Here is a 13,541-nt window from a genome sequence, read left to right as displayed (position 1 = left end):
GCCCGGCGGCAATCGAACTATTGGGCCTGGCTCACCGAGGACATGTGGAAGTCCGGGATCCGCAGCGACGGCATCGCGGCGCGGGTCGCCCAATCCCCCCATTCGCGCGGCAGCGTCTTCTCGCTCGCACCGGCCTCGGTGGCCCGTCGCAGCAGGTCCAGCGGGCTTTCGTTGAACCGGAAATTGTTGGCGGCGGCGGTCACGCGTCCGCCTTCGATGAGGTAGACGCCGTCGCGGGTGAGTCCGGTGAACAACAGTGTGGTGGGGTCGACGACCCGGATGTACCACAGCGTGGTCAGCAGCAGGCCTCGCTCGGTGGCCGCGATCATCTCGTCCTGGGTGGCCGTCCCCCCGGTCATCACCAGGTTATCGGCGGCGACGGCGACCGGGGCGTCGTACTTCTCGGCGGTGGCCCGCGGGTAGGCCAGCGCGTTGATCACGCCGTCGCGGATCCAGTCCACCTGGGTGATCTCCATGCCGTTGTCGAACACCGACAGCGTCTCCGAGGAGCTGCTCGCCGCGACGAACGGCGTGCAGACAAGGCCGGGCGCCATCGGATCGGAGAACAGGGTCAGCGGCAGATCGGTGAGCCGCTCCCCCACCCGGGTTCCACCGCCGGGCGCCGAGAACGCGGTCCGACCCTCCTGCGCGCCGCGGCCGGACATCGACCACGCCATGTAGATCATCATGTCGGCCACTGTCGACGGCGGCATGATCGTCTCGTAGCGCCCCGCCGGCAGCTCGACGCTGCGCTGCGCCCAGCCCAGCCTGGTCGACAGCTGCTCGAGCAGCGAATCGATTGGCACATCGACGAAGTCGGGTGTCCCGACGCCCGCCCACGCGCTGGCGTCGCCGCGTTTGGCATTGATCTCCACCGCCCCGGTGGGTTGGCTGAAACGCCGCCGCAACCCGGTCGACGATGCCAGGAACGTCGTCGAAACGCTATGGTGCGCAAAGCCGTAGAGCCGGTCCGCGCCCTTGAAGCCGCGGCTCAGGGAGTCGGCCGCGTCGGCGAAGACCAGCGGCCCGGTCCCCGGCACCGGCGCGTCCCAGCCGGCGGGCACCCCGCTATCGGCGAGCAGCGGCGCGGCATCGCCGGCCTCCGGCGCCGAGCCGGCGGCCTCCTGCGAGGCCGCCACCAATCCGGGGAGCACCCGCGGATCCGCCTCGGCGGACACGACCGTGCCGATGCGCGCGCCGCCGCCCCGACGCACCACGGAGATCACCGATACGCTGCGGCTCACCGAAACCCCGTTGGTGGTCATCGAATTGCCCGCCCAGCGCAGGGTCGCCTCGACCTTGTCGGTGACCAGCACCATCGTCTCGTCGGCGCCGCCCAGCTTGGCCGCCTCGTCGAGCACGATGTTGACGACGTGCTGCGGGCGGATCATCGCCCGCCCTCCGTGCGGGTGTTCAGCACGTTGACGCCGCGGAACAGCGCCGAGGGACAGCCGTGGCTCACCGCCGCGATCTGCCCCGGCTGGGCCTTGCCGCAGTTGAACGCCCCACCCAGGCGCCAGGTGGACCGGCCCCCCACGGCCTCCATCGAATTCCAGAAGTCGGTCGTGGTGGCCTGATAGGCGACGTCGCGCAATTGCCCGTCGAGGCGGCCGTCGCGAATGCGGAAGAACCGTTGGCCGGTGAACTGGAAGTTGTAGCGCTGCATGTCGATCGACCAGGATTTGTCGCCGACGATGTAGATGCCGTCCTCGACCCGGCCGATCAGCTCGTCGGTGCTGATGTCCTCGGGGGAAGGCTGCAGCGACACGTTGGCCATGCGCTGGATCGGCACGTGGTGCGGCGAGTCGGCGTACGAGCAGCCGTTGGAGCGCTCATGCCCCAGGCGCCGCGCGAACACCCGGTCGAGCTGATAGCCGGTGAAGATCCCGTCGCGCACCAGATCCCAACTCTGCGCGGCAACTCCTTCGTCGTCGTAACCGATGGTGGCCAAACCGAATTCGTCCGTCCGGTCCGCGGTCACGTTCATCACCGGCGACCCGTACCGCATGGTGCCCAGTTTGTCCGGTGTAGCGAACGACGTTCCGGCATAGGCGGCCTCGTAGCCGATCGCGCGGTCGTATTCGGTTGCGTGACCGATGGATTCGTGAATCGTCAGCCACAGGTTGGTCGGGTCGATCACCAGGTCTGTGGGACCCGGAACAACGGTGGGCGCCTTCACCTTCTCGGCCAGCAGCGCCGGCAGCTGCGCCAGCTCGTCGGTCCAGTTCCAGACCTCGTCGCCGGTCAGGACCTCCCAACCCCGGGCCATCGGCGGGATCAGCGTGCGCATCGAATCGAAGCTGCCCGCCGCGGGGTCGACGGTCACCGCCTCCAGGGTGGGCTGGATGCGGACGCGCTGCTGGGTGATCGATGATCCGAACGTGTCGGCGTAAAACGTCTGCTCCTTGACCGCGGTCAGCACCGCTGAGACGTGATCGATGCCGTCGGCGCTGAGCAGCCGCCCCGAGTACTCCTCGAGCACGGCGATCTTGTCGGTGGTGGAGACATCGAACGGGTCGATACGGTAGTTCGACACCCAGGTCGCGTCGGTGTAGACGGGTTCGGGCGCCAGCTCGACGCGCTCGGTGCTCAGCATCGCCAGCGTGGTGGCGACCTGCACCGCGTGCCGCGCGGTCTCGGCGGCGACCGACGGCACCAACTCGGCGTGCGAGGCGAATCCCCAGGTGCCGTCGACGATCACCCGCACCGCCAGGCCGACCTCGCGGTTGATCACCGACGTCTCGAGCGCGCCGTCACGCAGCTGGATGATCTCGGTAGTGATGCGATGAACGCGCAGGTCGGCGTGCGTGGCCCCGGCCGCGGTGGCCGCTGCAAGCGCGGCGTCGGCCAGTTCGTGGCGCGGCAGGCCGAGGAAGTCGGCATCGATCCCCCGGTTCGGTGTCACGGGTCCACCGTAACGGCCGCTCACCCCAAACCGCGGCAGCGCCCGCTTTAATTACCCCATGGCCGGCGCCGCACGCAGGATTCGTCCTCGATCGACCGCGCTGGGCTATGCGCTGCTGGCGCCAAGCCTGTTCGGGGTCCTCGCCTTTCTGCTGTTGCCCATCCTGGTCGTGATCTGGCTGAGCCTGTGCCGGTGGGATCTGCTGGGACCGCTGCGCTTTGTGGGCCTGTCCAATTGGCGGTCGGTGCTGACCGACGGCACATTCGGCAATTCGCTGATCGTCACCGCGATCTTCGTGGCGATCGTGGTGCCGGCGCAGACGGCGCTGGGATTGCTGGCCGCGTCGATGCTGGCCCGCCAGCTTCGTGGCACCGGCCTGTTTCGCACCGTGTTTGTGCTGCCATGGATTTGCGCCCCACTGGCGATTGCGGTGTTGTGGCGGTGGATCCTGGCTCCCACCGACGGCGCCGTGAGCACCGTGTTGGGACACAGCATCGAATGGCTTTCCGATCCCAGCTTCGCGCTGCCGCTCGTGTCGGCCGTCGTGGTGTGGACCAACGTCGGATACGTCTCGCTGTCGTTCCTGGCGGGCCTGCTGGCCATCCCCGACGAGGTCCACGCCGCCGCACGCACCGACGGCGCCAACGCGTGGCAGCGGTTCTGGCGCATCACCATACCCATGTTGCGGCCGACGACCTTCTTTGTGCTGGTGACCGGGATTGTCAGCACCGCACAGGTTTTCGACACGGTGTACGCCCTGACCGGCGGCGGGCCGGCGGGCAGCACCGACCTGGTGGCCCACCGCATCTACGCCGAGGCGTTCGGTTCGGCGGCGATCGGCCGGGCGTCGGTCATGGCGGTGGTGCTGTTCGTGATCCTGATCGGCGTCACGTTGCTTCAGCATCTGTATTTTCGGCGACGGATCAGTTATGACCTCACCTAGCCGCGCCAGCAACGCGCTGATCTATTCCGGGCTGACCCTGGGCGCGTTGATCACGTTGGCGCCGTTCACCCTTGGCTTGATGACCGCGTTCACCTCGGCGCACCAATTCGTCACGGGTACGCCGCTGCAGCTGCCGCGGCCACCGACGCTCGCAAACTTCACCGACCTCGCCGGCGCCGGGTTCGGCCGCGCGGCGGCGGTCACCGCGTTGATGACGGCGGTGATTCTGGTGGGCCAGTTGACATTTTCCGTGCTGGCCGCGTACGCCTTCGCGCGCTTGCAGTTTCCCGGGCGCGACGCGCTGTTCTGGGTTTACATCGCGACGCTGATGGTGCCGGCGACGGTCACGATCGTGCCGATGTATCTCATGATGGCCCAGCTCGGCCTGCGCAACACGTTCTGGGCGCTGGTGCTGCCGTTCATATTCGGCTCGCCCTACGCGATCTTCTTGCTGCGCGAGCACTTTCGCATGATCCCGAACGACTTGGTCAACGCCGCCCGCCTGGACGGCGCCAACACGCTGGACGAGATCGTGCACGTGGTGATCCCGTCGAGCCGGCCTGTCCTGGCCGCCCTGGCGCTGATCACCGTGGTCTCGCAGTGGAACAACTTCATGTGGCCGTTGGTGATCACGAGCGGCCACAAGTGGCGGGTGCTCACCGTGGCGACCGCCGACCTGCAGTCGCGGTTCAACTCCCAATGGACGCTGGTGATGGCGGCCACCACCATTGCCATCGCGCCGCTCATCGTGCTGTTCGTGGCCTTCCAGCGCCACATCGTCGCCTCGATCGTCGTCTCGGGGCTCAAATGACCCGGCCCCGGTTTTCCACGCTGGTCGCCGCGGCGCTCGGGGCGGTTGCGGTGCTGCTGGCGGCGACGGCGGTGCTGCTGGATTACTCGGGCCAGCCCCACGGCGGCAAGACCATTGTGACGGTGCGTATCTGGGGCGATCAGATCGCCGCGGCCTATCGGCAATCGTTCCAGGAGTTCAGTCGCGCCCATCCCGACATCGAAGTGCACGTCAACTTGGTGGCGTATTCGACCTACTTCAATACCCTGCGCACCGACGTGGCGGGCGGCAGCGCCGATGACATCTTCTGGCTGTCCAACGCCTACCTCGCGGCTTACGCCGACAGCGGCCGGTTGCTGGATATCGGTGCGGCGCTGGGCCCCACCGCCGCGTCGGCCTGGGAGCGACCGGTCGTCGAGCAGTTCACCCGCAACGGCACGCTTTGGGGCGTGCCGCAGCTGACCGACGCCGGGATCGCGTTGTACTACAACGCCGACCTGCTGGGCGCGGCCGGCGTCGACCCTGCCCAGTTGAGCACGTTGCGATGGGGTCCCGACGAGCGGGACACGCTGCGGCCCGTCCTCGCCCGGCTCACCGTCGATGCCGACGGAAACCGCGGCGATAGCAAGGGATTCGACGCCGGGCGGGTGCGGCAGTGGGGATACAACGCGGCCAATGACCCCCAGGGGATCTACCTGAACTACATCGGGTCGGCCGGCGGTGTGTTTCAGCGTGGCGACGAGTTCGCGTTCGACAATCCCGGGGCCGTGACCGCGTTTCAATATCTGGTCGACCTGATCAACCGCGACCACGTCGCGCCTCCCGCCGCCGACACCAACGACAACGGCGACTTTTCCCGCAACCAGTTCCTGGCCGGCCGGATGGCGCTGTTCCAGTCCGGTACCTACAACTTGGCCCCGGTGGCCCGCGACGCCCGCTTCCATTGGGGTGTGGCGCTAATGCCGTCGGGCCCGGCGGGCCGGGTCAGCGTCACCAACGGCATTGCCGCGGCGGGCAATGCGGCATCACGGCATCCCGACGCGGTGCGCCGGGTGCTGGCCTGGATGGGCAGCAGGCAGGGCAACGAATACCTGGGCCGCCACGGTGCGGCGATCCCCGCGGTGTCGTCGGCCCAGCCGGTCTACTTTCACTACTGGGCCACCCGGGGCGTCGATGTCACGCCCTTCTTCACCGTGCTGAACGGCCCGCGCATCGCGGCGCCCGGCGGCGCGGGGTTTGCCGCGGGCAATGACGCCCTGCAGCCGTATTTCGACGAAATGTTCCTGGGCCGCGGCGATGTCGCGTCGACGTTACGGCGCGCTCAGGCGGCGGCCAACGCCGCCGCGGCGCGTCAGTGAGCGCCTGATCACGGCGAGCCGCTCGAAACCTCTCCGACCGTCTCGTCGTTGAGCGCGCTGTGGTGGCGGCCCCAGACGAAATAGAAAACCAACGCCAGCACGACCCAGCCGCTGAACGCGACCCAGGTGTACCAGTGCAGGCTCGCGAGGATGCACCCGCAGGCCGCCACCGAAAGGATCGGCGTGACAGGGTAACCCGGGACCTTGAAGCCCCGCGGCAAGTCGGGCTCGCGCACCCGTAAGACGATCACTCCGACAGAAACCACCACGAACGCGGTCAGGGTGCCGATCGACACCATGTCCGCGAGCTTTTGCAGCGGGACGAAGGCGGCCAACGTCGAGGCCGCGAGCGCGACGATCACCGTGTTGTTTACCGGGGTCATGGTGCGCGGGTTCACCTTTGCGAACCTCGCGGGCAGCAGGCCGTCCCGCCCCATGGCGAACAGGATGCGCGTCAGGCCGTACATGGTGACCAGCGTGACGCTGAAGATCGAAATGACCGCGCCCGCAGCGAGGATCGAGCCGGCCCAGCTGCCGTGGGTGACGTTCTCGAGAATCGTTGCCAGCCCGGCCTCCTGCTGTCCGGCGAAAGCTTGCCAGGGCTGCGCGCCCAGTGCGGCCACCGCAACCAATACGTAGACGCCGGTGACGGTCAGCAGAGCGGCGATCAGCGCGCGCGGCATGGACTTCTGCGGGTTGTTCACCTCGTCACCCGCGGTGGACACGGCGTCGAGGCCGATGTAGGAGAAGAAGATGGTGCCCGCGGCCGACCCGATGCCCGCGACGCCGAACGGCGCGAAGTCCCGCAGGTGGTGCGCGTCGAACGCGGTGAAGGCGACGATCGCGAACACGACGAGCACGCCGAGCTTGATCATCACCATAATGGCGTTGACCTTCGCCGATTCGCTGGCGCCGCGGATGAGCAGCAACGCGCACATCCCGATCAGCGCGATCGCCGGCACGTTCAAATAGCCGGGCTGCGCGTCCCACGGCGCGGCCGACAAGGCATGTGGCAGTTGAAATCCCACCACATTGCTCAGCAGCCTGTTGAGGTAGCCGCTCCAGTTGACCGCGACCGCGGCGGTGGCCACCCCGTATTCCAGCAGCAGGCAGGCCGCCACACCCATCGCCACCACCTCCCCGAGCGTGGTGTACGCGTACGAGTACGACGACCCCGAAACCGGCACCGCCGAGGCCAATTCGGCGTAGCACACGGCCGCGAGGCCGGCGGCGAGGCCCGCCAGCAGGAAGGAGACGATGACTCCCGGCCCGGCCTCGGGCACGGCCACGGACATGACGAAGAAGATGCCGGTGCCGATGGTCGAGCCGACCCCGAACATGGTCAGCTGAAAGGTGCCGATGCCGCGCTTGAGGCCCTCCGCGGCACCGGGCGCGACGTGCGCGCCCACCACGGGGCGGCGCCGCAGCAGCTGCTCCTTCAGGCCAACCGACGTGGCTGCCAATTGCGCCTCCTGTTTCCGGTTCGGCGATCAGCGCCGGCGAAGCCCTCCGGGCCCGTCGGCCGCCAGGTGGCGCACCCCGGGCTCGGTCCAGGTGCCCGGATCGTCGAAGGCGCGCACGGCTTCGCGCCTAGTGAAGCTGGAGGATCGAGTCGACGACCACGCCGGCGGCGCCGGCCGCGGCGGTGATCGCCAGTGTCACCCAGTCCGCGAGCTTCGGACGTCCGGGAGCGGCCGAGAGCTGACCGATTCCGCCACGGGCGGTGATCGCATCGCCCATTTCGTCGGCGCGCCGCAACGTCACAACGATTGCCGCGGTGAGCAAGTCGATCATGTCCCGCGCCTGCTGGCGCCGGCGCGCCCGGCGGCTGCGCGGAGTCTCGTTGGGACGCAGGCGCCGGGCGGCGTAGAGCACCTGGAACTCTTCGATCAACATCGGGAAGGCGCGCAGCGCGAGCGCCAGGGCAACCGCCCATTCGTCGCTCGGGATCCGCAACCACCGCAAGGGCCGGCCCAAAGCGGCCAGCGCCGGCCCCATTTCGGCGACGTTGGTGGTCCAGGACAGCATCGCCCCCAACCCGATCAACACGATCGACAGCGCGGTGACCCGCACGAAGTGCAACGTGCCGCCCAGCCCGATATGCACGCCGGCAATCGAGACCACGGGGCTTCCGGCGCCGAGAGCGGCGGTGATGCCGCCCACCGCGAGGACGATCCATATCCAGCGCCGCGGCGAGGGCAGCGCGCCGCGGGGAATGTGCGCGAGCCGGGCCGCCGTGATCAGCAACACCAACATCAGCCCGACGCTCGCCCAACCCGGGTAGAAGGTCAGCAGTATCGAGACGCCCAGCACCACCAACAGTTTGGTGCCGGCCCACAGTTCGTGAATTTTCGACGTTCCGGGCACCGGCACCAGCAGGACGACCGGCCGGGGAGTGCGCCGTGTTTTTCCCTTCGCCGACTTGGCGTCCGCGGGCGCGGTCATGGCATGCCCCCCGCCGCCGTCGACGCCGTCTCGAGCACGCCGTTGCGCAGATACAGGGATCGCGGGCAGAGCTCCTCCAGCCCGACGATGTCGTGGGAGATGACCACCAGCGTCAAACCTCGTTCCCTGCGCAGGTTTTCCAGCAGCCGCAGCAGGCCCCGCTGACTGCCGACGTCCAATCCCGCCAGTGGTTCGTCGAGGACGAGCGCCCGCGGGGAACGGGCCAGCAGCCCGGCCAGCACGACACGGCGCATCTGGCCGCCACTGAGTTGATCGATGCGCCGCGTGCCCATCGCCGGGTCCAGGCCGACCGATATCAGCGCCTCGGCCACCCGATCTTTGTCATGATGCGAAAAGCCCGCTGCGGAAGCGACTTCGGCGTCGACGTGGTCGCGCATCAGCTGCAACCGGGCCGACTGGAACGAGAGCGCGACCTCCCCGACGTGTTCGTGGGTGGGCTCGCCGTCGATCAGGCAGGTACCGCTGGTCGGAGTCGTCAACCCCGCCATGATCCACGCCAAGGTCGATTTGCCCGACCCGTTGCCGCCGTGGATCAACACCCCGTCACCCTGCTCGACCACGAAGCTGACATCGCGCAGGGCGACCTTGGCCCACGGTGTGCCGCTGGCGTATTCGTGGCTGACGTCGACGAGCTCGAGCACCGGCGTGCGCGACGGGGCCGCGACGTGAGGCGTCTGGGCGTGGGTGGCCGGGGTCTCGGCCTTGGCGGTGTTATCCGGTGAATCGCTGAGCGTGATGATGCGGTCGGCGGAGGCGGCCTCGTTGTCGTAGTGGGTGATGTGCACCAAGGCGCTCTGGTGGCGTTTCGCAAGACCAGAGAGCACGCCCAGCAACGCATCTCGCCCCTGCTGGTCGACCATCGTGGTGACCTCGTCGGCGATGAGCAACGCCGGATCGCGCGCCAGCGCCGCCGCGAGCGCAAGGCGCTGCAGCTCTCCGCCGGACAGGCTGCCGGTGTCGCGCTCGGCAAGTCCCTCGAGCCCGACCTCGCGCAGCAATCCGCCCACATCGATCTCCGCCCCCGGCGGCAAACCCCACACCACGTCGTCGGCGACGCGCGTGCCCAGAACTTGACTTTTGGGGTGCTGCAAGACAATTGCGGTGCCGCCCATTTCGCCCAGCCCCACCGCGCCGGGGCGGTCGATGGTTCCCGACGTCGGCTCCCGGCCGGCCAGCATCAACATCAACGTGGTCTTGCCCGAACCGTTGGCCCCGGTCACGGCGATGTGTTCGCCGGCCTGGACGGCGAGGCTGATCTCGCGCAGCGCGTCCCGGTCGGCGCCGGGATACCGGAACGACACCTTGTCAAGCCGCACGGGCACCGGCCCCACCGGAGCACTGCCAGCACCCTCGGAAACGTCCAACTTGTGCACGTCGGGAATCTTGCGCATTCGCTCCAGGAGGCGAGACAGCGCCGACCAGCTGATGAACGAAACGATGACGACCAACAAGACCATGTACGGGAAAATCAGTAGCTGCCAGTGGTGTATCCCGTTGGCGACGTATCGCTTCAAAGCGTCGCCCACGCCCGGCAGGTGTACCCAATTCAGGAATGCCGCGACCCCGTTGGCATTGGCGGTGATGACGTCGAAGAACAGCTGCCGCAGCCGCGTCAGCACCGCCAGGACCGCGACCCACCCGGCGCCCCACAGGACTCCGGCGATCAACGACAAGAAGGCGACCGTCGGCGTGCCCCGGCCCTTGCGCTTGACGATTCCGCACAGTCCGCCGACCCAGGCGCAGTCGACGAGCATGAACAGGCTGCCCAGTCCGGCGATCAAAAAGGCGATCACCCCGCCGGCGACGGTCGCGGCCATCAGGGCGCGGGGGCGGTAGCGGTACGCCAGCAATCCCATGGGCACGGTGCCCAGCACGCCCAACCCCTGAGCGAATGGGATTACCGCGGCGAGGATCTCGATCGCCGCGCAGAGGGCCCCCATGACCGCGGCCTGTGCCAACTCATTCGGACGCAGGGCCCCTTCCCCGGGTTGCCGAATACGCAGCAAGGTCACTTGGGCGATTCTGCCAGTCCCGCGAGGGGGTGTCCGCTGAAGAAGGGTTTTGGCGCGGCACGCCTGGTCGCTTAGGCCTCGCTTAGCAAAGCTATGCAACCATGGATACATGGACAATGTCGTCGACACCGCAAAGCTCGAGGGAGCGCAGGGGCTGGGGGCCGATCTGCTCGCCGTGGTCGCGCGGCTCAACCGCCTCGCCACCCAGCGCATCCAGATGCCGCTGCCGGCCGCGCAGGCAAGGCTGCTGGCCACCATCGAAGTTCACGGCGAAGCCCGAATCGGTGACCTCGCCGCCGTCGATCACTGTTCGCAACCGACGATGACCACGCAGGTGCGTCGCCTCGAGGAAGCGGGTCTGGTGACCCGCACGGTCGACCCGGGAGACGCGCGCGCCGTCCGCATCCGCATCACCGCCGAGGGCAGGCGCACCCTCAACGCGGTCCGGGCCGACCGCGCCGCCGCGATCGAACCCCAATTGGCGCTGCTCGACGCCGGTGACCGCCAGGTGCTGATGCAAGCGGTCGACGTGTTGCGCCGCCTGCTCGACGATGCCACCCTGGCCACCTCGCTCGCGGGCCGCCGTACCTCGCTGTGAACGTCACAATGCTGGAGAGCGGACCGCGAGCGCGGGTAGACACCTAACCGAACGGGCGACCGGCGCCTGACGGCGAGACCCAATCGAGCTGACCGGTGACGAAAGGTGGCGGCCATGCCGACCGAGGCTTCGGCCGTTCCGGCCTCCCCGCTGACCGTGTGGGCCGGACCGAGCAGGTATGTCTTTTCGCCGGGACGCGACGTGCTCGTCGGCTATGGCCCGGGCTGCGACATCCCGCTGGAGCGCCTCGGAAGTCCCGCGCCGCCACCCGCGCCCCATCCGGATGTGGTGCTCCGGTTCACCGGGGCCCAATGGGTGGCCATCGATCTGAGCCACCGCGGCATCTTCCTCGACGGATTTCGCGTGCCGACGGTCGAGATCCGCGACGGCCTGGGCATCACCATCGGCGATCCCCAGCACGGCCCGCGCCTGATTTTCCAGCTCGCGCCCACCCCCGCCGCACCGGGACACCCGCCGCACGGCGGGCCCGATCCGCGGGTCCCCACCCAAAGCGCCACCCAGCGCATGCCCGTGGTGGCGCCCCCACCGACCCCACCGACCCCGCCGCCACCCCCGCCGGCACCGCCGCATCCCGCGGCGCCCCCTCCCGTTCAGCCGCCGATCGCACCGACGCACCCGCCCGTCGCACCGCCCGAACAACCAAAAGGCCCGGGCCTGATCGAGCGGGTGATCACCTCGAAGCTGCGCGCCCAGCGCCCCTCCATTCGCAGCGACGAGGCCAACTCCACTTTCCGTCTGCCGCTGCGAACCGCGGCGCGCACCACCGGGGTGACGGCGTACCAGCTGGGCCTTGCCGTCGACGGGCGGCAGATCCTGTCGGACATCTCGTTCGCGGCACGTCCGGGCACCATGACGGCCGTCATCGGGCCCTCCGCCGCGCGCAATTCCGCGCTGCTGGCCGTGCTGGCCGGCACCAGGGCACCCAGCTCCGGGCGCGCCACCGTCGATGGGCACGACGTGCACGCCGAACTGCAAGCCATGCGCAGCCGCATCGGGATCGTCGCGCGTGACGACCAGCTGCACCGCCAGCTCACGGTCGAACAGGCCGTGCAGTACGCCGCCGAACTGCGGCTGCCACCGGAGGCCTCGGCCGAGCAGCGCGAGCGGGTGGTCGGCCAGGTGCTCGACGAGCTCGACCTGACGCCGCACCGCGCCACCCGGATCCGCAAACTCCCCCCCGAGGTGCGCCGGTGCGCCGCCCTGGCGATCGAGCTGATCACGCGGCCGAGCCTGCTCGTGGTCGACGAACCCACCGCCGGGCTGGACCCGGCGCAACAGCGCCACGTCATGGCGGTGCTGCGGCGCCAGGCCAATATCGGCTGTGTCGTCATCGTCGCGATCTCGGCGCGCGCGTCGCTCACCGACGTCGACACGTGCGATCAGGTGCTGGTACTCACCGGGGCGGGCAAGGTCGCGTACCTGGGCACCCCCCTCGAGGCCGGATCCGCCATGGGCACCACCGACTGGTCGCAACTCCTCGCCCGGGTGAGCGCCGATCCCGACGGAACGCACGCCGCGTTCCGCGCGCGGCCGCAGCCGTTGACCGCCCCGCCCGAGGTCGCCGCACCGTGGACGCCGCCGGCCGGGCTGCCCCGGCGCCGCCAGATCCGGTTGCTGGCCCGACGGGAGGTCCGCCTGCTCCTGGCCCATCGCAGCTACTTCGCGTTCCTGGCGATCCTGCCGTTCGTGCTGGCGGGGCTGACGCTGCTGATCCCGGGCGACGCAGGCCTGACGCGTCCCGGGCCGGGCGGCGCCAACGGGCACGAAGCCATCGAAATCCTCGCCGCCCTCAACGTCGGCGCGGTGATCCTGGGCACGGCCCTGACCATCCGCGCCCTGGTCCTCGAGCACCGCGTCTTCCGCCGGGAACAACAGGTAGGACTGTCCGCGCCGGCCTACCTGGCCGCCAAGCTCACGGTGTACGCGCTGGCCGCCGCCCTGTGGACCGCCGTCATGTTCGCGATCGTCGTCGCCGTGCGGGGCGGACCGGCGGGCGACGCCGCGTTGCTGCGCAACGCCACGGTCGAGCTCTACGTCACCGCGGCGGCCACCGCGATCGTGTCCGCGGTGATCGGCCTCACCCTCTCGGCGCTGGGCACCGCGCTCCGGCAAGTCCTACCGCTGGTGGTCCCGGTGATCCTGGCGTCCGCGCTCTTCAACGGGAGCCTGGTGCAGCTGGTGAGCCTGTGGGGGTTGCAGCAGATCAGCTGGTTCGTCCCGGCCCAGTGGGGCTTCGCGGCCTCGGCGTCCACGGTGAATCTACGCAGGACCGACGCGCTGGCCGCCAACGTCTTGACGTGGACCCACTACAGCGGCTGGTGGGTCTTCGACATGGTGATGCTCGGCCTGTTCGGTGCCGTCGCGGCCGGGTTCACGCTCTACCGGCTGCGCTCGCCGCTGCCCGGCGAGCACCGCCCACCGGTCCGCGGCACCTGAACCGTCGTTCTT

Annotated in this window: 10 protein-coding genes and 1 pseudogene; 5 read left to right on the top strand and 6 right to left on the bottom strand. The window is 69.1% G+C overall.

From position 1 onward, the window contains the following. Window positions 1–17: 17 nt before the first annotated feature. Together K883_RS17820 and K883_RS17815 are read right to left on the bottom strand one after the other, a co-directional pair. Complete coding sequence (locus K883_RS17820) at window positions 18–1,391, bottom strand: metallopeptidase TldD-related protein (protein WP_036455097.1); 1,374 nt, start codon at window positions 1,389–1,391, stop codon at window positions 18–20. Beyond that, the gene (locus K883_RS17815) at window positions 1,388–2,905 is read right to left on the bottom strand and encodes a TldD/PmbA family protein (protein ID WP_036455096.1); all 1,518 of its coding nucleotides are present in this window, start codon (window positions 2,903–2,905) and stop codon (window positions 1,388–1,390) included. The genes K883_RS17820 and K883_RS17815 overlap by 4 nt, the downstream gene beginning before the upstream one ends. 58 nt (window positions 2,906–2,963) lie before the next feature. Here K883_RS17815 and K883_RS17810 point away from each other — a divergent pair, with 58 nt between their 5' ends. Genes K883_RS17810 through K883_RS17800 form a run of 3 tightly spaced genes read left to right on the top strand, consistent with a single transcriptional unit; the run spans window position 2,964 to window position 5,996 of the window. Beyond that, entirely contained in the window at window positions 2,964–3,848 is an 885-nt protein-coding gene (locus K883_RS17810; protein ID WP_008255663.1) for a carbohydrate ABC transporter permease, read from the top strand. Then, the gene (locus K883_RS17805; protein WP_008255662.1) at window positions 3,835–4,659 is read left to right on the top strand and encodes a carbohydrate ABC transporter permease; all 825 of its coding nucleotides are present in this window, start codon (window positions 3,835–3,837) and stop codon (window positions 4,657–4,659) included. Before K883_RS17810 ends, K883_RS17805 begins: the two co-directional genes overlap by 14 nt. Then, window positions 4,656–5,996, top strand: coding sequence for an extracellular solute-binding protein (locus K883_RS17800; protein ID WP_008255661.1), 1,341 nt, complete (start codon window positions 4,656–4,658; stop codon window positions 5,994–5,996). The genes K883_RS17805 and K883_RS17800 overlap by 4 nt, the downstream gene beginning before the upstream one ends. An 8-nt stretch (window positions 5,997–6,004) precedes the next feature. Here the strand turns inward: K883_RS17800 and K883_RS17795 are convergent, their stop codons facing one another. From K883_RS17795 to K883_RS17785, 4 genes and pseudogenes are all read right to left on the bottom strand, one after another. After that, entirely contained in the window at window positions 6,005–7,459 is a 1,455-nt protein-coding gene (locus K883_RS17795) for an amino acid permease (protein ID WP_036455095.1), read from the bottom strand. Window positions 7,460–7,501: 42 nt separating this feature from the next. Continuing rightward, window positions 7,502–7,576 (bottom strand): annotated as a pseudogene (locus K883_RS28585) (hypothetical protein); the annotation flags it as partial. Window positions 7,577–7,586: 10 nt separating this feature from the next. Continuing rightward, window positions 7,587–8,441 (bottom strand): CbiQ family ECF transporter T component, encoded by an 855-nt coding sequence (locus tag K883_RS17790; RefSeq protein WP_008255659.1) that lies wholly within the window; start codon window positions 8,439–8,441, stop codon window positions 7,587–7,589. Continuing rightward, the gene (locus tag K883_RS17785) at window positions 8,438–10,474 is read right to left on the bottom strand and encodes an ATP-binding cassette domain-containing protein (RefSeq protein WP_225336764.1); all 2,037 of its coding nucleotides are present in this window, start codon (window positions 10,472–10,474) and stop codon (window positions 8,438–8,440) included. Before K883_RS17785 ends, K883_RS17790 begins: the two co-directional genes overlap by 4 nt. A 109-nt stretch (window positions 10,475–10,583) precedes the next feature. On the opposite strand from K883_RS17785, the gene K883_RS17780 reads away from it, so the two are divergent. Then, window positions 10,584–11,072 (top strand): MarR family winged helix-turn-helix transcriptional regulator, encoded by a 489-nt coding sequence (locus tag K883_RS17780; RefSeq protein WP_036455093.1) that lies wholly within the window; start codon window positions 10,584–10,586, stop codon window positions 11,070–11,072. Between the two features lie 114 nt (window positions 11,073–11,186). Further along, window positions 11,187–13,529: an ATP-binding cassette domain-containing protein gene (locus tag K883_RS17775; protein ID WP_036455577.1), complete on the top strand. Its 2,343-nt coding sequence runs from the start codon at window positions 11,187–11,189 to the stop codon at window positions 13,527–13,529. Window positions 13,530–13,541: the final 12 nt, after the last annotated feature.

It is taken from the genome of Mycobacterium sp. TKK-01-0059 (assembly GCF_000709305.1).
GTDB lineage: Bacteria > Actinomycetota > Actinomycetes > Mycobacteriales > Mycobacteriaceae > Mycobacterium > Mycobacterium intracellulare.
This window is presented reverse-complemented; position numbering and strand designations above follow the sequence as displayed.

What these genes read in the sequence shown, in the direction of transcription:
- K883_RS17820 (WP_036455097.1), bottom strand. Translation starts at nt 1,391, where the DNA reads ATGATCCGCCCGCAGCACGTCGTCAACATCGTGCTCGACGAGGCGGCC.
- K883_RS17810 (WP_008255663.1), top strand. Translation starts at nt 2,964, where the DNA reads ATGGCCGGCGCCGCACGCAGGATTCGTCCTCGATCGACCGCGCTGGGC.
- K883_RS17805 (WP_008255662.1), top strand. Translation starts at nt 3,835, where the DNA reads ATGACCTCACCTAGCCGCGCCAGCAACGCGCTGATCTATTCCGGGCTG.
- K883_RS17800 (WP_008255661.1), top strand. Translation starts at nt 4,656, where the DNA reads ATGACCCGGCCCCGGTTTTCCACGCTGGTCGCCGCGGCGCTCGGGGCG.
- K883_RS17790 (WP_008255659.1), bottom strand. Translation starts at nt 8,441, where the DNA reads ATGACCGCGCCCGCGGACGCCAAGTCGGCGAAGGGAAAAACACGGCGC.
- K883_RS17780 (WP_036455093.1), top strand. Translation starts at nt 10,584, where the DNA reads ATGGACAATGTCGTCGACACCGCAAAGCTCGAGGGAGCGCAGGGGCTG.
- K883_RS17775 (WP_036455577.1), top strand. Translation starts at nt 11,187, where the DNA reads ATGCCGACCGAGGCTTCGGCCGTTCCGGCCTCCCCGCTGACCGTGTGG.